The 16,582-nt window shown below is 72.5% G+C and carries 16 protein-coding genes and 2 pseudogenes; 14 read left to right on the top strand and 4 right to left on the bottom strand.

Annotation, left to right across the window (positions count from 1 at the left end):
• Positions 1 to 93 precede the first annotated feature (93 nt).
• The gene (locus A8W25_RS09675) at positions 94 to 864 is read left to right on the top strand and encodes a potassium channel family protein (protein WP_067158622.1); all 771 of its coding nucleotides are present in this window, start codon (positions 94 to 96) and stop codon (positions 862 to 864) included.
• Between the two features lie 18 nt (positions 865 to 882).
• On the opposite strand, the gene A8W25_RS09680 is transcribed toward A8W25_RS09675, so the two are convergent.
• Positions 883 to 1,335 (bottom strand): peptidase inhibitor family I36 protein, encoded by a 453-nt coding sequence (locus A8W25_RS09680; protein ID WP_079125928.1) that lies wholly within the window; start codon positions 1,333 to 1,335, stop codon positions 883 to 885.
• A 518-nt stretch (positions 1,336 to 1,853) separates the two neighbouring features.
• On the opposite strand from A8W25_RS09680, the gene A8W25_RS09690 reads away from it, so the two are divergent.
• The 6 genes and pseudogenes from A8W25_RS09690 to A8W25_RS09715 all read left to right on the top strand — a co-directional run.
• A complete protein-coding gene (locus A8W25_RS09690; protein ID WP_067158626.1) occupies positions 1,854 to 3,065 on the top strand; it encodes an alpha/beta hydrolase in 1,212 nt (403 codons plus the stop codon).
• Between the two features lie 96 nt (positions 3,066 to 3,161).
• A complete protein-coding gene (locus A8W25_RS09695) occupies positions 3,162 to 4,022 on the top strand; it encodes a DUF4429 domain-containing protein (protein WP_067158628.1) in 861 nt (286 codons plus the stop codon).
• Between the two features lie 56 nt (positions 4,023 to 4,078).
• A complete protein-coding gene (locus tag A8W25_RS09700) occupies positions 4,079 to 5,353 on the top strand; it encodes a sensor histidine kinase (RefSeq protein ID WP_067158630.1) in 1,275 nt (424 codons plus the stop codon).
• Positions 5,350 to 6,027 carry a response regulator gene (locus tag A8W25_RS09705; protein ID WP_067158632.1) on the top strand — a complete coding sequence of 226 codons (678 nt, stop codon included), beginning with the start codon at positions 5,350 to 5,352 and terminating at the stop codon, positions 6,025 to 6,027. Before A8W25_RS09700 ends, A8W25_RS09705 begins: the two co-directional genes overlap by 4 nt.
• Before the next feature lie 186 nt (positions 6,028 to 6,213).
• On the top strand, positions 6,214 to 7,254 hold the full coding sequence (locus A8W25_RS09710) for an alpha/beta hydrolase (RefSeq protein ID WP_067158633.1): 1,041 nt from the start codon (positions 6,214 to 6,216) through the stop codon (positions 7,252 to 7,254).
• A gap of 8 nt (positions 7,255 to 7,262) precedes the next feature.
• Positions 7,263 to 7,526 (top strand): annotated as a pseudogene (locus A8W25_RS09715) (acyltransferase); the annotation flags it as partial.
• 5 nt (positions 7,527 to 7,531) lie between these two features.
• On the opposite strand, the gene A8W25_RS09720 reads toward A8W25_RS09715, so the two are convergent.
• Complete coding sequence (locus A8W25_RS09720) at positions 7,532 to 8,014, bottom strand: MerR family transcriptional regulator (protein WP_067158637.1); 483 nt, start codon at positions 8,012 to 8,014, stop codon at positions 7,532 to 7,534.
• 86 nt (positions 8,015 to 8,100) lie between these two features.
• Between A8W25_RS09720 and A8W25_RS09725 the strand changes: the two genes are divergently transcribed.
• A complete protein-coding gene (locus A8W25_RS09725) occupies positions 8,101 to 8,913 on the top strand; it encodes a serine hydrolase domain-containing protein (RefSeq protein WP_067158639.1) in 813 nt (270 codons plus the stop codon).
• Positions 8,914 to 9,166: 253 nt separating this feature from the next.
• Here the strand turns inward: A8W25_RS09725 and A8W25_RS09730 are convergent, their stop codons facing one another.
• Positions 9,167 to 9,826: a pirin family protein gene (locus A8W25_RS09730; RefSeq protein WP_199831713.1), complete on the bottom strand. Its 660-nt coding sequence runs from the start codon at positions 9,824 to 9,826 to the stop codon at positions 9,167 to 9,169.
• Between the two features lie 92 nt (positions 9,827 to 9,918).
• Here A8W25_RS09730 and A8W25_RS09735 point away from each other — a divergent pair, with 92 nt between their 5' ends.
• The 5 genes from A8W25_RS09735 to fabF all read left to right on the top strand — a co-directional run bounded on the left by A8W25_RS09735 (position 9,919) and on the right by fabF (position 14,794).
• Positions 9,919 to 11,115 carry a PucR family transcriptional regulator gene (locus tag A8W25_RS09735; protein WP_067158641.1) on the top strand — a complete coding sequence of 399 codons (1,197 nt, stop codon included), beginning with the start codon at positions 9,919 to 9,921 and terminating at the stop codon, positions 11,113 to 11,115.
• 89 nt (positions 11,116 to 11,204) lie between these two features.
• The gene (locus A8W25_RS09740) at positions 11,205 to 12,122 is read left to right on the top strand and encodes an ACP S-malonyltransferase (RefSeq protein WP_067158643.1); all 918 of its coding nucleotides are present in this window, start codon (positions 11,205 to 11,207) and stop codon (positions 12,120 to 12,122) included.
• Positions 12,123 to 12,136: 14 nt separating this feature from the next.
• Entirely contained in the window at positions 12,137 to 13,132 is a 996-nt protein-coding gene (locus A8W25_RS09745; RefSeq protein ID WP_067158644.1) for a ketoacyl-ACP synthase III, read from the top strand.
• A gap of 56 nt (positions 13,133 to 13,188) precedes the next feature.
• On the top strand, positions 13,189 to 13,437 hold the full coding sequence (locus A8W25_RS09750; RefSeq protein ID WP_067158646.1) for an acyl carrier protein: 249 nt from the start codon (positions 13,189 to 13,191) through the stop codon (positions 13,435 to 13,437).
• Between the two features lie 94 nt (positions 13,438 to 13,531).
• Positions 13,532 to 14,794 (top strand): beta-ketoacyl-ACP synthase II, encoded by a 1,263-nt coding sequence (gene fabF / locus A8W25_RS09755; RefSeq protein WP_067158648.1) that lies wholly within the window; start codon positions 13,532 to 13,534, stop codon positions 14,792 to 14,794.
• An 84-nt stretch (positions 14,795 to 14,878) separates the two neighbouring features.
• Here the strand turns inward: fabF and A8W25_RS09760 are convergent.
• Positions 14,879 to 15,339: pseudogene (locus A8W25_RS09760) on the bottom strand (DUF3145 domain-containing protein).
• A 315-nt stretch (positions 15,340 to 15,654) separates the two neighbouring features.
• Here A8W25_RS09760 and A8W25_RS09765 point away from each other — a divergent pair.
• Complete coding sequence (locus A8W25_RS09765) at positions 15,655 to 16,581, top strand: SGNH/GDSL hydrolase family protein (protein ID WP_067158650.1); 927 nt, start codon at positions 15,655 to 15,657, stop codon at positions 16,579 to 16,581.
• The last annotated feature ends 1 nt before the right edge of the window (position 16,582 follow it).

A 16,582-nucleotide genomic window follows, 5' to 3' on the forward strand; every position in this document is an offset into this window, starting at 1 on the left:
GCCGTCGTGGGCTGGTCGCGCAGATCCCCGCGCCCCTTCGGGGGCGCTCGGTAGCGCGCCGGGCCACGACCGGCCCGCTTTTACTATGCGCACATGAAGCAACTTCCCGCGCAGACCCGGTGGGAGCGGCGGACCCAGTGGCCGCTGCTCGCGCTGGCCATCGCCTTCGCCCTCGCGTACACCGTGCCCGTCGTCCATCCCGGGGCGGGGACCGGGGTGCAGGATGTGTGTGTCGGCGTGGAGTGGGTGGTGTGGGGTGCGTTCGCCTGTGACTACCTGGTGCGGCTCGCCCTGTCCGGCAAGCGGCTGCTGTTCGTCCGCACCCACTGGCTCGACCTGCTCGCGGTCGTCCTCCCGCTGATCCAGCCGCTGCGGCTGCTGCGGGTCGTCTCCACGCTCGCCCTGGTGGGGCGGCGGGCGCGGATGGCCCCCCAGATACAGCTGACCGTCTACGTCGGCGGGGCGGTCGTCGGGCTGCTGATGTTCGGCTCGCTGGCCGTCCTGGAGGTGGAGCGGGGCGCCCCGGCCGGGAACATCAAGACGCTGGGCGACGCGGTGTGGTGGTCGTTCACCACGATGACCACCGTCGGCTACGGCGACCACGCGCCGACCACCGGGCTCGGGCGGCTGATCGCGGTGGGCCTGATGCTGTCCGGCATCGCCCTGCTCGGTGTGGTGACGGCGAACATCGCGGCCTGGTTCATCTCCCGCTTCGAGCGCGACGGCGAGGAGGAGCGGCGCCAGACCGCGCTCCTGGAGGCGCTCACCCAGGAGGTGCGGTCGCTGCGCGGGCAGGTGGCGGCCCTCGGGGACGCGGCGGAGTGCGCCTGCGGGCAGCGCACCCGGGGCGCGCCCCTGGCCTGAGAGGGCGCTCACCGCCCCTCAGCTCTCCCAGACCTTGAACGCCCGCACCCGGTAAGGGCTTTGGGGCACCCAGGCCCCGCCGCCCGGATAGGTGGCGAACTCGGCCGTCTCCGCGCACTCCTCGGACTGGTACGCCGTCACCGGGCGGCCCGTCCGGTTGGCTAGGGACACGGCGTCCGTGCCGGGCGGTAACGCCGTACAGCTCTCGATCTCGACGGTCCGCAGGTCGTACGCCTGCCGGGTGCCCTTGAAGTCCGGCTGCTTCCAGAGGCACAGCTCGCCGGGTGCGCAGGCACCGAGGCGCGGCGGGGCCGCGTGGGCCGGAGCGGGCAGCAGGAAGGCGGTGGCGGCGAGGAACGCCGCGGCGGTCGTGACACGCGCGGAAACGCTCGCGCTCGTCGTCGTTGCCGTCGTCGTTGCCGTCGTCGTTGCCGTTGTCGTTGTCGTTGTCGTTGTCGTTGTCGTACGCATCGTCGGTGGACCCCCGTGTCGTCGGCCTCGGTCGTCTCGGCCTCGTTGATCACAGAACGCCCCACGATCACGCCGGGTTTCCGTCCGGCCCGGGTTCACCCGGACAGGTGAAAGCCCCTCGCGCTCCGTGGCCGCGCGGCCACGCGGCCGCCCGGCTGATCGCCGAGCGCGAGGGGCAGGTCGCGGACAGCGATCCGCGTCCGCGTGTCGCGGTGGCCGTCCTCACCGGTGTGACGAGAGTCGCGGACGGGCCGCAGGGACGCGGCGAGGGCATCGGGCGTGGACACTCCGCGCCGTCCGGCCGAGGCCTCTCCCGACCCTCCGGACCCGGCGCCAGCAGGCAATCGGCGCATGCGATCAAGTAACCGGCGTACGTGATCATCAGGAGCGCGCGCCGCACGGAGCGTGCGCCCGCGCGCGCGGTCGGTGATACCTCCCCACCCTCCACGACCTGTTCAAACGTGATCTGAGTCACTGTCACCCCAGTGGGCCTTCCGGGCCTCCTACTCTGTACCGCAGTGACTTCCTTCGACTCCTCCCCCACACTCAACGTCTGGCGCGCGCTGCTCGCGCTCGCCGTCGTGTTCGTGATGCTCGCGACCTCGGGCTGGACCGCGGTCCGCGGCCACCAGGGGTCGAGCGAGCCGCGCGCCGTCGCCCTCGCCGCCTGGGCGCGGGGCACCCTCGACGGCGAGAAGCTCCCGGCCCCGGACGCCTCGCCGCGCCGGCTCGCCCGCTTCTTCGCCTCCCTGACGGCCACCGAGCGCACCGATCTGGTCCGCCGCTACCCGCTGGTCGTCGGCAACCTGAACGGCGCCCCGGTCCCGCTGCGCTACGAGGCGAACCGCCTCGCCCTCGTCGAGGCGCGCGACACCGAGCGCGCCCGGATGCACGACAGCCGGCTCACCCCCGACGGCCGCCAGACCGCGGGCCGCCGGATGCACCGGTACGAGTCGCTGCTCGACGGCGACCGGCAGATCCTCGCCTTCGACCCGTGGGACAGCGGCCATGTCGCCGAGGTCTTCGGCGACCTCGAACACGCCGAGCGCGTCTCGATGATCGTCCCGGGCGTCGACACCAACGTCATGACGTTCGAGAGAACCTCACGCAAGTACTCGGCCCCGGTGGGCATGGCGCAGTCGCTGTACGCGGCGGAGCGCGCGGCAGGTCCCCGCACCCGCACCGCGGTGATTGCCTGGGCCGACTACACCACCCCGTCCGGGCTCGGCATCGACTCCGCGATCGGCCGCCTCGCCGAGGAGGGGGCGGTCCGGCTCGACCACCTCGTCCGCGCCCTGCCGGGGAACGCGCCGGTCTCCCTGTTCTGCCACAGCTACGGCTCGGTGCTGTGCGGCGTCGCCGCGCACCGGCTGCCGCCCCGGGTGGTCGACATAGCGGTCGCGGGCAGCCCCGGCATGCGTACCCAGAGCGCCTCCCACCTGGGCACCTCCGCCCGGGTGTGGGCGATGCGGGACCGCGACGACTGGATCGAGGACGTACCGCACCTGGCTGTCGCGGGGCTTGGCCACGGCGCGGACCCGGTGTCCTCCGGTTTCGGCGCGCGGGTGCTCTCGGCGGCCGGCGCCGTGGGCCACGCGGGCTATTTCGAGCCGGGCACCCAGAGTCTGGCCAACTTCGCCGCGATAGGCGTCGGTTCGTACGAGTCGGTCAGCTGTCTCAAAGACAATTCGGCCTGCCAGCGCGGTATTTCCGGCGCGGACGCGGCCTGACGCGCGTAGAAATCGGCGCCTTCGCCTGCACACGTATGACATTGCGGCGGGCGCCGAGGGGGGACGCGCGGGCGTGCGCCGCCTACGATGAGGCGCATGGGTGATGTGCTGGCCGGAATTCATGCCACCTGGGAGTTCGAGCCCGACTCCGTACTCATCCGCTTCGAACGGGGGATCCGCACGCCGAAGCTGTTCACGGCGCTGCGCGAACGGCGCATCCCCCACGAAGCGTTGGAGTCGGTGACGCTGACCCCGGGCAAGCGCGGCACTGTGGTGCTGCACGCGGTGCCGAGACCCGGCGCCGATCCACTGATGGAGGCTGCGGCGGGACAGCTGAAGGACGGGTGCGACCCGTACCGCCTGGTGCTGCCCGCGGAGCGCGAGACGCTCGCCGAGTACTACGCGGACGAGCTGCGCGCGCTGCTCGGCCCGGACGCGGCCGAGCCCTCGGAGCGCTATGTGGTGGCCGCGCCGGAGCTGCCGCAGAGCTTCAAGGCGTACGACGGGAAGGCCTCCTTCGACGGCCGCCAGGTGTCGTTCCGCTGGTTCTGGACGGGCGCCTCCTCGGCGAAGTGGAAGGCGGGCGACCAGACCTTCGCGCTGGCGTCGCTGTGCGGGGTCGAGTGGCGTTCGCCGGAGGTCTTCGACGGCCATCTGCGGCTGCTCAGACGGGACGCCGAGGCCACCGCGCCACAGGCCGACCAGGACCCGGCGGCAGTCGTCTTCGGCCTCGGGTACGGGCCGGTCCACGAGTCGCTGCCGTTCGCGGCGGCGGTCCTCCAGGCGATCCGGGGCACGGTCGGCGCCCCGGTCCCGGTGGGTCACGCGGCCCCCGGGCGGCGCGACCCCGCGGACATCGCCGAAAGGATCCGGCACCTGGGTGAACTCCACCGGGCCGGGCTGGTGACGGACGCGGAATTCAGCGCGAAGAAAGCGGAGCTGCTGGCGGAGCTGTGAGCCGAGGGGGCTCCCACCGGAGCCCCCTCGACGACAGGCCCTAGGCTGATCACTCCATGAGTACCAGTCTCCGCTCCCTCGGCGGACCCGCCGAGCCGCTGTTCGGCCGCGCGCCCAGACGGTGGCAGCGGACGGCGCCGTACGCCGTCGTCCTCTGCTTCGTCGTGACGCTGCTCCCGATCACCGTCACCGTGCTGATGCACGACTACAAGGCACCCGGCGGCTGGGCTGGGGCGCTCGCGGTGGCGCAGACCGCGCCGCTGCTGCTCGCCGTCGCCCGGCCCGTCCAGGCCTGGTGGATCGTGTTCACCGCCGACGTGGTGGGTGCGGTGGTGCTGTCGGGCACCCACGGCATGCAGGGGCGGCCCTGGCCGTGGCCGCCGATGGTGATCGTCGGCTATGTGGTGCTGATGGCGTGCCTGGGGCTGCGCGCCAAGCCCCGTACGCTCCTCACGGTCTGGCTGGTGACCGGCGCCGCCGGGGTGGCGCTGACGGCGATGAAACCGCTGTACGCGACCTCCGCGACCAACATCCACGTCCTGATGTTCGTGCTCAGCGGGGTGACCCTGCTGCTCACCGGCGCGCTGCGCGGCCGGGGCGAGGCCGAGCGGCTGCTCGCCGAGCAGGAGGCGATCAGCGAGGCGGAGCACGCCCAGCGGACCCTGCTGGAGGAGCGCGCCCGGATCGCCCGCGAGCTGCACGACGTGGTCGCCCACCATATGTCGGTGATCACCGTGCAGGCCGACTCCGCGCCCTACCGCATCCAGGGGCTGCCCGCCGAGGCGCGGGAGGAGTTCTCCACGATCGCGGCGAGCGCGCGCGAGTCGCTGAGCGAGATGCGGCGGCTGCTCTCGGTGCTGCGCAGCGACGGCAGCGAGGGCGAGCGGGCCCCGCAGCCGGGCGTCGACCGGGTGCAGCAGCTGGTCGAGGCGACGGTACGGGCCGGGGTGCCCGCCGAGTCGGCGCTGTCGGCGGAACTGCCCGCGCTGCCGCCCGCCGTGGACCTCTCGGCGTACCGGATCGTGCAGGAGGCGCTGGCGAACGTGGTCCGGCACGCGCCGGGCGCGCCGACGCGCGTCTCGGTCACCTCGGACGGTACGCATCTGCTGGTGGTGGTCGTCAACGGGCCCGCCGCCGAGCCCCGTTCGGCCCTGGAGACGACCGGGACGGGGCACGGGCTCGTCGGGATGCGCGAGCGCGTACGGTTGACCGGCGGAACGCTGGACACCGGTCCGCTGCCGGACGGCGGCTTCCGGGTCGCGGCCCGGCTCCCGCTGGACCCGCCGGACTCCGCCGCCCCCCTCTCCGACAGCTCCGAGGACACCCGTTGACCATTCGCGTGATCATCGTCGACGACCAGGCCATGGTGCGGGCGGGGTTCGCCGCGCTGCTCTCCGCGCAGCCGGACATCGACGTGGTGGGCGAGGCGCCCGACGGCAGGCAGGGCATCGAGGTCTCCCGCGGCGCGCATCCCGACGTGGTGCTGATGGATGTGCGGATGCCGGAGATGGACGGGCTCGCGGCGGCGCGGGAGCTGCTCGACCCGCCGCCGGGCGTGGTCCACCGCCCGAAGGTCCTGATGCTCACGACCTTCGACGTCGACGACTACGTGTACGAGGCGCTGCGGGCCGGGGCGTCCGGGTTCCTGCTGAAGGACGCGCCGCCGGCGGATCTGATCGCGGCGGTACGGGTGGTGGCGGCCGGCGAGGCGCTGCTCGCGCCCTCGGTGACGCGCCGTCTGATCGCGGACTTCGCCAAGCAGCGCCCGGCGGTCCGCAAGGGTCCGACCCTGCGCCTGAACGGGCTCACCCCGCGCGAGACGGAGGTGCTCGAACTCATCGCCCGGGGCCTGTCCAACCAGGAGATCGCGGCCCGGCTCGTCCTCGCGGAGCAGACCGTGAAGACCCACATCGGCAAGGTCCTGGCCAAGCTGGAGCTGCGCGACCGGGCCCAGGCGGTGATCTTCGCGTACGAGTCGGGGCTGGTGGCTCCCGGGAACGGGTAGGGCCTGCCCGGCGGATCCGGCCGGCTTCGGCCCGGGGCCCTTTCGGTGCCTCACAGGCCTCTCGTACACCCCCTACCCCAGTACTACCCCGGACTTGGCACCCCGGTGTGACGCCCTCGGGCCCACCGTCTTCCTACCTTCCTCCTCGCAACGCCACACCACAGCGAGGAAAGGCAGGGCCACGTCATGCGCCGCTTCAGGAGGACCCTGGTCGCCGCCGCGCTGACCGTGACGGTCGTCGCGGGGACCGCCGGATGGGCCTCGGCGGGCAGTCAGCAGGCCGTGGTGGGGCCGCCGCCGGGAGCGGCCGCCTGGGTGGCCGACACCGCGCTCGGGCGGCCGCTGCCCGACCCGGCCGCCGCCTCGCCGCGCGAAGTGGCGCTGTTCTTCGCCGGGTTGAGCCCGCGGCAGTGCCAGGACCTGGTGCGGCGCCACCCGTTGACCGTGGGCAACCTGGACGGCGCCCCGGTCGCCCTGCGCTACCGGGCCAACCGGCTCGCCCTCGCCGCCGCGCACGACCCCCGCTACGACCGGCTCGCCGGGCCCGGACACCAGGTGCTCGCCTTCGACCCGCGCGGACGCGGGCAGGTGGCCGAGGTGTACGGGGACCTGGAGCGGGCCGATCACGTGTCCGTGGTGGTACCGGGGTCGGACATCGACGCGGGCAACTTCGACCGCGGCAACGATCCTTACGGCACCCCGGCCGGGATGGCCTCCTCGCTGCGGGCCGCGACCGGGGGCCGCAGCGCCGTGGTCGCCTGGACCGGCTACACCACCCCCGTCGGCCTCGGCGTCGACGCGGCCACCGAGGACCTGGCCAAGGCGGGCGCGCCCCGGCTCGCCCGGTTCACCGAGGGCCTGGCGGCCGCGGGCCTGCCGGACCCGGCGCTGTTCTGCCACAGCTACGGCTCGGTCGTGTGCGGCCTCGCCGCCCCCCGAGTCGTCGCCTCCGACATCGTCGTGCTCGGCTCCCCCGGCATGCACGCCGACACCGCCGCCGACCTGGGCACCCACGCCCGGGTGTGGGCCGCCAAGGACCCCTCGGACTGGATCTCGTACGTACCCCACGTGCGGTTCCTTGGCCTTGGGCACGGGGAGGACCCGGCCGGTGACGGCTTCGGGGCGCGGCACGTGGACGCCTCCGACGCGCGGGGACACACCGGCTACTTCGCCCCCGGCACCGCCTCCCTGCGCCAGTTCGCCGCGATCGCGACGGGTGAGGTGTGATGCCCGGGCCGCTCGCCCGCCTCGCGACGGCCGCCGAGGCCCGTACCGACTCGCATCCGCCGCCGCTGCTCGTCCTCGCGCTCGCGGCGGCGCAGTCGGGTGCGGCCGTACCGGGCGCGCTCCTGGGACGGGTGCCGGGCCTGACCACCTCGCCCGACACTCTCGTCCGGATCGCCGAACGGCTCGCCTGGATGCCGGTGTTCGCGGGACTGCTGGTACTGATCGCGCGCTTCGCCCGCCGCTTCGAGGCGTTCGCGCTGGGGCTCGCGTGAGCCGGTCAGGCGGTCTCCGGCACCCGCCGGGCGTCCGCATAGAAGTTGATCTTGTGGTCGAGGACGGCGAGCGTGTCCTGGAGCTCCGCCATGCGCGTCAGGACGTCGCGCCGGGTCTGCTCCAGGAGCTCCTGCCGCGCGTCGAAGGTGTGCGCGCCCTCACGGACCAGCTCGGCGTAGCGGACCATGTCCGCGACCGGCATCCCGGTCAGCCGGAGCTTGCCGACGAAGGCCAGCCAGTCGAGGTCCTTGTTGGTGAAGCGCCGCTGCCCGGTGTGCGAGCGGTCCACGTGCGGCATCAGACCGATCCGCTCGTACCAGCGCAGGGTGTGCGCGGTGAGCCCGCTCAGGGCGGAGACCTCGCTGATCGTGTAGCGGTCCTGGCCCTCGGGGCGCGGGTGGGGCGGGCGGACCTTGCAAAGGTTCACGACCGCCGACTCCACACCGGCGCTCTCGATCTTCACAGGGATGCTCTCGATCACCGTCATGGCCACCAACCTAGAAGGTTGGAGTGCACTCCAAGCAAGCGGATTTCCGTGCGGCCGTCCCTGGAGGACCGTTTAGGCTCGTACGCATGAAGAGCCTGGCGCTGATCGAGAACTGGCCCGTGCCGCACGCGGCGGCCGCCGCCGTCCGTGCGGACGGCACCGTCGTCGGGACGCACGGCCCGACCGGGCAGCGCTTCCCGCTCGCCTCCGTCACCAAGCCGCTCGCCGCGTACGCCGCGCTCGTCGCGCACGAGGAGGGCGCCGTCGAGCTGGACGAGCCCGCCGGGCCGCAGGGCTCGACCGTACGCCATCTGCTCGCGCACACCTCGGGGCTCGCGTTCGACGAGCACCGGGTGATGGGGGCGCCGGGCGAGCGGCGGCTGTACTCCAACGCCGGGTTCGAGGTCCTGGGCGACCACATCGCCAAGGCGACGGACATCCCGTTCGCGGAGTATCTGCGCCAGGCCGTGCTCGAACCGCTGGGGATGACGTCGACGTCGCTGGACGGCTCGCCCGCGAAGGACGGTGTCTCGACCGTCGAGGACCTGGTGCGGTTCGCGGCGGAGGTGCAGGCGCCGCAGCTGCTGCATCCGATGACGGTCGCGGAGGCGATGACGGTGCAGTTCCCGGGGACGAAGGGGGTGCTGCCGGGGTACGGGCACCAGAACCCCAACGACTGGGGGCTGGGGTTCGAGATCCGGTCCTCGAAGTCCCCCCACTGGACGGGGGCTTCGTCCTCGCCCCGGACCTTCGGCCACTTCGGGCAGTCCGGGACGTTCCTGTGGATCGACCCGGACGCCTCGGCCGCGTGCGTGGCCCTGACGGACCGGGCGTTCGGGCCGTGGGCGGTCGAGGCGTGGCCCGCGTTCACGGACGCGGTGCGGGCGGAACTGGGGTAGCAGGCCTTTGCCCGGACTTCACCTGCGGGCCGGTGGGGGCTGGTCGCGCCCGGACTTCACCTGCGGGCCGGTGGGGGCTGGTCGCGCAGTTCCCCGCGCCCCTCAGGGGGTCCGTCGCAGCCGGAGAACCCAGCTCAGCCACAGGCCTTCAGGGGCGCGGGGAACTGCGCGAGCAACCACCCACCGGCCCGCAGACAAAGACCGGGCCGAAAAGGGCGCGGCCAGCCACCCACGGGCCGCAGGCGCAATGCCGCTACACCTCGTTCAGCTCCCAGAACAGCAGCTCCGCCCCGGTGCGGGCGATCACGTCCAGGTCGAGTTCGTCCGTGGCCCGGGCCGAGTCGCCGGGGCCCAGCCACGCGGCGCCCAGGTCGACCTCGCCCCGCACCACGTGCACGTACACCCCCGGCGCGTCCGGTACCGCCGTCCGCTCGCCCGGCGCGAGTCGGCGTACGTACAGCATCGCCCCCGCCGCCAGCACCGCGTACGGCGTCGAGTCGGCTATGCCCCGGACGATCTCGTACGACGGGGTGCCGCCGGGCTCCTTGGGGGCCAGCCACATCTGGACGAAGACCAGCGGGGCCGTGCCGTCGTTGCGCTCCTCGTGCCGCACCCCGCCGGCCGAACTGAGGTGCTGGACGTCCCCCGCCCGTACGACCGTGGCGTGGCCCGTCGAGTCGCGGTGGGTGAGCTCGCCCTCCACCACCCAGGTCACGATCTCGGTGTGGCTGTGCGGGTGCTCGTCGAAGCCCGCGCCGGGGGCGAGACGCTCCTCGTTGCAGGCCAGTACCGGGCCGAAGCGCAGGTTGTCCGGGTCGTAGAAACGGCCGAAGGACAACGCGTGCAGGGACTCGATGCCGGCCGCCGCGTCGCCGCCCCGGTAGCGCTCGTCGGCGCGCCTCACGGAAATCACGGGATCCACGGTAGCCCCGCCGGGCGGCGCTCGAACGCCCCCCGAACCCCCGGCAGGGCACGTACCCGTCCTGATAAGGCAGTCTTGTCCCCGTGTCCGAACCCGAATCGCCGCCGCCGCCGAACGCCGCCCATCCGCACGCCGCGACCCTCAAGCGCCTTGAGCAGTCCTCCGGCCGGCTCGCCGCGAACGCCATCGCCCGCATGGACGAGACGCTGCCGTGGTACCGGGCGATGCCGCCGGAGAACCGGTCCTGGATCGGTCTGGTCGCCCAGGCCGGTATCGCGGCCTTCACCGAGTGGTTCCGGCACCCGGACACCCCGCAGGCGATCTCCACGGACGTCTTCGGGACCGCTCCGCGCGAGCTGACCCGGGCGATCACCCTGCGCCAGACCGTCGAGATGGTGCGCACCACCATCGAGGTCATGGAGGTGGCGATCGAGGAGGTGGCCGCGCCCGGCGACGAGTCGATCCTGCGCGAGGCCCTGCTCGTCTACGCGCGCGAGATCGCCTTCGCCACCGCCCAGGTGTACGCCCAGGCCGCCGAGGCACGCGGTGCCTGGGACGCCCGGCTTGAGTCGCTCGTCGTGAACGCGGTCCTGTCCGGGGAGGCCGACGAAGGCGCCGTCTCGCGCGCCGCCGCGCTCGGCTGGAACTCTCCCGAGCACGTCTGCGTGGTGCTCGGCACCGCCCCCGACGGCGACAGCGAGCTCACCGTGGAAGCCATCCGGCGGGCCGCCCGGCACGCCAAGCTCCAGGTCCTCACCGGTGTGCTCGGCGACCGCCTGGTCGTCATCGCGGGCGGCAGCGACAACCCGCTCCACGTCGCGAAGGCCCTGATCGGGCCGTACGCGGCCGGTCCCGTGGTGGCCGGCCCGGTCGTCCCCGACCTGCTGGCGGCCACCCGCTCCGCGCAGGCCGCCGCCGCCGGACTCAAGGCGTGCTCGGCCTGGCAGGACGCCCCCCGGCCCGTTCTGGCGGACGATCTCCTGCCGGAGCGCGCGATCGCCTCCGATCCGGCCGCGCGCGACCAGCTGGTGGAGGAGATCTACAGACCGCTGGAGGAGGCGGGCTCGGCGCTCCTGGAGACCCTGAGCGTCTATCTGGAACAGGCGAGCAGCCTGGAGGGCGCGGCCCGGATGCTCTTCGTCCACCCCAACACCGTGCGCTACCGGCTACGACGTGTGACCGACGTCACCGGCTGGTCGCCCTCCGATGTACGTTCCGCCTTCACGCTCAGGATCGCCCTGATCCTGGGGCGTCTGGCCGACGGAGATCCACAGTCCTAGACTTTTGTCGGACACCCACAATTCCCCCGACGGTTCTTCGTCCCTGTCCCCACGGGCGAGCAGGGCCGTCCACAAGAGAGAGTGTGAGAGTGCTCGTACTCGTCGCTCCCGGCCAAGGCGCTCAGACGCCCGGCTTCCTGACTCCCTGGCTCGACCTCCCCGGCGCCGCCGACCGGCTCGCCGTGTGGTCCGACGCCATCGGGCTCGACCTCGTCCACTACGGCACGCAGGCCGACGCGGACGCCATCCGCGACACCTCGGTGGCCCAGCCCCTGCTGGTCGCCGCGGGTCTGCTCTCCGCCGCGGCACTGGGTGACATCACCCCCGGCGCGGTGGCGGGCCACAGTGTCGGCGAGATCACGGCCACCGCGTACGCGGGTGTGCTCTCCGAGGAGGCCGCGCTCGGCTTCGTCCGCAAGCGGGGCCTGGGCATGGCCCGGGCCGCGGCCATCACCGAGACCGGTATGTCCGCACTGCTCGGCGGCGAGCCCGAGGTCGTCTTCCCGCACCTGGAGAAGCTCGGCATCACCCCGGCCAATGTGAACGGCGCGGGCCAGGTCGTGGCCGCCGGCACCCTGGAGCAGCTGGCAGCCCTGGAGGCGGACAAGCCCGAGGGCGTGCGCCGGGTCGTCCCGCTGAAGGTGGCCGGCGCGTTCCACACGCACCACATGGCCCCCGCGGTCGAGGAGCTGCGCGAGGCCGCGGGCTCGCTCGACATCTCCGACCCGAAGATCACGTACGTCTCGAACGCGGACGGTGCCACCGTCGCCACCGGCGCCGAGATCGTCGCCCGCCTGGTCAACCAGGTTTCGAACCCCGTCCGCTGGGACCTCTGCATGGAGAGGTTCCAGGAACTGGGCGCCACCGCGCTGATCGAGGTGTGCCCCGGCGGCACCCTGACCGGCCTGGCCAAGCGTGCGCTGCCCGGCGTGAAGACCGTCGCCCTGAAGTCCCCGGACGACCTCGAAGCGGCCCGCGCGCTCGTCGCCGAGCACACTGCCGGATAAGGAGCCGTAGCAGCATGTCGAAGATCAAGCCCAGCAAGGGCGCGCAGTTCGCCCGGATCATGGGCGTCGGCGGCTACCGGCCGACCCGGGTGGTCCCCAACGAGGTCATCCTGGAGAAGATCGACTCGTCCGACGAGTGGATCCGCTCCCGCTCCGGCATCTCCACCCGGCACTGGGCCTCCGACGAGGAGACCGTGACGGCGATGTCGGTGGAGGCCGCGGGCAAGGCCATCGCGGACGCCGGTCTCACCCCCGAGCAGATCGGCGGTGTGATCGTCTCCACGGTCTCGCACTTCAAGCAGACCCCGGCCGTCGCCACCGAGATCGCGGACAAGATCGGCGCGGTCAAGCCGGCCGCGTTCGACATCTCCGCGGGCTGTGCGGGCTTCGGCTACGGCCTGACCCTCGCCAAGGGCATGATCGTCGATGGTTCGGCGGAGTACGTGCTGGTCATCGGTGTCGAGCGGCTCAGCGACCTGACCGACCTGGAGGACCGCGCGACGGCCTTCCTGTTCGGTGACGGCGCGGGCGCGGTCGTGGTCGGCCCCGCGGACGAGCCGGGCATCGCCCGTACCGTCTGGGGCTCCGAGGGCGACAAGTCCGAGACCATCAAGCAGACCGTGCCGTGGACCGAGTACGACTCCGCGGGCAAGTTCCCTGCGATCACGCAGGAGGGCCAGGCGGTGTTCCGCTGGGCCGTGTTCGAGATGGCGAAGGTCGCCCAGCAGGCGCTGGACGCGGCCGGAATCAGCGCGGACGACCTGGACGTCTTCATTCCGCACCAGGCCAACATGCGGATCATCGACTCGATGGTGAAGACTCTCAAGCTGCCGGAGCACGTCACGGTCGCCCGTGACGTGGAGACCACCGGCAACACCTCGGCCGCCTCGATCCCGCTCGCGATGGAGCGGCTCCTGGCGACCGGACAGGCGAAGAGCGGTGACACCGCGCTCGTCATCGGCTTCGGGGCGGGTCTCGTCTACGCCGCGACGGTCGTTACCCTCCCCTAGGCACACCGGATCTTCCGGATGCCCATAAACCCGTAAAAACACCGAAGGAGCGCCACATGGCCGCCACTGAGAAGGAGATCGTCGACGGTCTCGCCGAGATCGTCAACGAGATCGCCGGCATCCCCGTCGAGGACGTCCAGCTGGACAAGTCCTTCACGGACGACCTGGACGTCGACTCGCTGTCCATGGTCGAGGTCGTCGTCGCCGCCGAAGAGCGCTTCGACGTCAAGATCCCGGACGACGACGTCAAGAACCTGAAGACCGTCGGCGACGCCGCGAGCTACATCCTGAAGCACCAGGACTGAGTCGTCCGACTCGGTCCCGGACTCAGTTCCGCGTGACTGCCGCCACCCGGCGGTGGCGCCGCTGATCCCCCCTTACACCGTGGAGAAATTTCCTGTGAGCTCGACCAATCGCACCGTGGTCGTCACCGGTATCGGCGCAACCACACCGCTGGGTGGCGACTCCGCCTCGACCTGGGAAGGTCTGCTGGCGGGCCGTTCCGGCGTCCGGCCCCTGGAGGACGAGCGCTTCGCCGACCTCCCGGTCCGCATCGCCGCCACCGCCGCCGTCGACCCGGGCGAGGTACTGCCCCGCCCGCTCGCCCGCAAGCTGGACCGCTCGGCGCAGTTCGCGCTGATCGCGGCCAGGGAGGCGTGGGCCGACGCGGGCTACACCGCCCCCGCCGGTGAGGACCAGCCGATCGCCCCCGAGCGGCTCGGCACGGTCATCGCCTCCGGCATCGGCGGTGTGACCACCCTGCTCGACCAGTACGACGTGCTGAAGGAGAAGGGCGTACGCCGCGTCTCCCCGCACACCGTCCCGATGCTGATGCCGAACTCCCCCTCGGCCAACGTCGGTCTTGAGGTGAACGCCCGCGCGGGCGTCCACACCCCCGTCTCCGCCTGTGCGTCGGGCGCCGAGGCGATCGGCTACGCCGTGGAGATGATCCGCACCGGCCGCGCCGACGTCGTCGTCGCCGGCGGTACCGAGGCGGCCATCCACCCGCTGCCGGTGGCGGCGTTCGCCAACATGATGGCGATGTCCAAGAACAACGAGAACCCCCAGCAGGCCTCGCGCCCGTACGACAAGGCCCGGGACGGCTTCGTCCTCGGCGAGGGCGCCGGTGTCGTCGTCCTGGAGTCGGCCGAGCACGCCGCCAAGCGCGGCGCCCGGGTCTACTGCGAGGTGCTCGGCCAGGGCCTGTCGGCCGACAGCCACCACATCGCGCAGCCCGAGCCGACCGGCCGGGGTGTCGCGGCGGCCCTGCAGAACCTGCTGGACTCCACGGACCTCAAGCCGTCCGAGGTCGTCCACCTCAACGCGCACGCGACGTCCACCCCGCAGGGCGACGTCGCCGAGATCAAGGCGCTGCGCAAGGTCCTCGGCGACGACATGGACCACATCGCGGTCTCCGCGACCAAGTCCATGACCGGGCATCTGCTCGGCGGCGCCGGCGGCATCGAGACCGTCGCGACGGTCCTGGCGCTGCACCACCGGGTCGCGCCCCCGACCATCAACGTCGACGAGCTCGACGACGAGGTCGAGGCCGACATCGTGCGCGGCGAGCCGCGCGCGCTGCCGTCCGGGTCGATCGCCGCGATCAACAACTCGTTCGGGTTCGGCGGCCACAACGTCGTGCTGGCGTTCCGCTCCGTCTGAGACGCGTATACGTAACCGGAAGGGCCCCCACCGAGCGGTGGGGGCCCTTTCCGCTACGTCTGGCGGCGTGTCGGACGGGGTGGGTCAGACGACCTGGTGCAGCCAGCGGACGGGCGCGCCCTCGCCCGCGTACCGGAACGGCTCCAGCTCGTCGTCCCAGGGCTTGCCGAGGAGACGGGCGATCTCCGCCTCCAGATCGGTCTCGCCGCGCACCGAGCGGGCCAGCGCGGCCCGCAGCCGGTCCTCGGGGATCAGGATGTCGCCGTGGATGCCGGTGACCGCGTGGAAGATGCCCAGGTCGGGCGTGGCGCTGTAGCGCTCGCCCTCGGCCTTGGCGCACGGCTCCGCCGTGACCTCGAACCGCAGCATCTGCCATCCGCGCAGGGCGGACGCGAGTTTGGAGGCGGTGCCGGGTTCGGCCTGCCAGGATGGCGGATCCAGTCGAGCTGGACGCGCACACCGAGCCCCCCCGCCACGGCCCACTCGACGTGCGGGCACAGCGCGCGGGGGGCGGAGTGGATGTACAGAACTCCACGTGTCGTCACCGGGACCTCCAGTGCGGTTCGAGGTTCGCCTTCCCCAGCGGCCTCGCGCCCCTACCGGTCTCGGTCAGGACAGCACCTGACATTCTGCCCCGGGGTTCAACAGTAAACAGCATCGGGAGTTAATCTCCTGAATGGGGACAGTATGTGACGTGATGTAATTTACCGGAGCCGTCTGGCGTGGTTCCTCTGGCTGGACGGGCCAAAGCTACCGCGCGGAGCAGACAGAAAGGTGTCGTACGGTCGGTCCTGGGCCCGGGAAACACGAAGCTTTCACCCGCCAGGACGCCAGGGGCACCCGAGGGAGGGGACCAGGGGATGGACCAGGGGACGTTGCCGACGCGCCGAAGCCGCCCCGCGCGGGGCCGCACCGCGGCGGCCGCCGCTCTGACGGCGCTCGCGCTCGCCGTCACGGCGGGGTGCACCAGCTCGGAATCGCCGGCCGAGCACCGCGCCGGGGCCGCACCTAAGCCCTCACCGACACCCACCCCGCACTGGAACCCGCGCCCGGCCTCGATCGCGGCCGTGGGCGACTCCATCACCCGGGGCTTCGACGCCTGCATGGTCCTCTCCGACTGCCCCGAGGCGTCCTGGGCGACCGGCAACGACTCGGGGGTGCGCTCGCTGGCGACCCGGCTGCTCGGCCCCGCGTCCGCGGCCGCCCGCAGCTGGAACTACGCGAAGACCGGCGCCCGGATGTCCGACATCCCGGCCCAGCTGACCCGGGCCGCGACCCACCGCCCCGAGCTGGTCACGGTGATGGTCGGCGGCAACGACGCCTGCCGGGACTCGGTGGACGGCATGACGTCGGTGGCCGCGTTCCGGACGGGCTTCGAGACGTCCCTGCGCCAGCTGCGCAGCACCCTGCCCAAGACGCAGGTGTACGTGTCGAGCGTGCCGGACCTCAAGCGCCTGTGGTCCGAGGGCCGGGGCAACGCGCTGGGCAGGCAGATCTGGAAGCTCGGCATCTGCCAGTCGATGCTGAGCGACGCGGACGACCTGGGGGCGGCGGCGGTCGAGCGGCGCGACGCGGTGTACCGGCGGGTGGTGGCGTACAACAAGGCGCTGAAGGACGTGTGCGCGAAGGACCGTTACTGCCGCTACGACGGCGGCGCGGTCTTCGACTACCGCTTCACCGACGACCAGCTGAGCCACTGGGACTGGTTCCACCCCAGCAAGGACGGTCAGGGCCGGCTGGCGGAGATCGCGTACCGCAATGTGACGGCGGCGCGGCCGCCGGCGTAGG

The sequence above is a fragment of the Streptomyces sp. ERV7 genome, from assembly GCF_001653515.1.
Lineage (GTDB): Bacteria > Actinomycetota > Actinomycetes > Streptomycetales > Streptomycetaceae > Streptomyces.

What these genes read in the sequence shown, in the direction of transcription:
- A8W25_RS09700 (WP_067158630.1), top strand. Translation starts at nt 4,079, where the DNA reads ATGAGTACCAGTCTCCGCTCCCTCGGCGGACCCGCCGAGCCGCTGTTC.
- A8W25_RS09675 (WP_067158622.1), top strand. Translation starts at nt 94, where the DNA reads ATGAAGCAACTTCCCGCGCAGACCCGGTGGGAGCGGCGGACCCAGTGG.
- A8W25_RS09750 (WP_067158646.1), top strand. Translation starts at nt 13,189, where the DNA reads ATGGCCGCCACTGAGAAGGAGATCGTCGACGGTCTCGCCGAGATCGTC.
- A8W25_RS09720 (WP_067158637.1), bottom strand. Translation starts at nt 8,014, where the DNA reads ATGACGGTGATCGAGAGCATCCCTGTGAAGATCGAGAGCGCCGGTGTG.
- A8W25_RS09710 (WP_067158633.1), top strand. Translation starts at nt 6,214, where the DNA reads ATGCGCCGCTTCAGGAGGACCCTGGTCGCCGCCGCGCTGACCGTGACG.
- A8W25_RS09680 (WP_079125928.1), bottom strand. Translation starts at nt 1,335, where the DNA reads ATGCGTACGACAACGACAACGACAACGACAACGACAACGGCAACGACG.
- A8W25_RS09765 (WP_067158650.1), top strand. Translation starts at nt 15,655, where the DNA reads ATGGACCAGGGGACGTTGCCGACGCGCCGAAGCCGCCCCGCGCGGGGC.
- A8W25_RS09725 (WP_067158639.1), top strand. Translation starts at nt 8,101, where the DNA reads ATGAAGAGCCTGGCGCTGATCGAGAACTGGCCCGTGCCGCACGCGGCG.
- A8W25_RS09745 (WP_067158644.1), top strand. Translation starts at nt 12,137, where the DNA reads ATGTCGAAGATCAAGCCCAGCAAGGGCGCGCAGTTCGCCCGGATCATG.
- A8W25_RS09695 (WP_067158628.1), top strand. Translation starts at nt 3,162, where the DNA reads ATGGGTGATGTGCTGGCCGGAATTCATGCCACCTGGGAGTTCGAGCCC.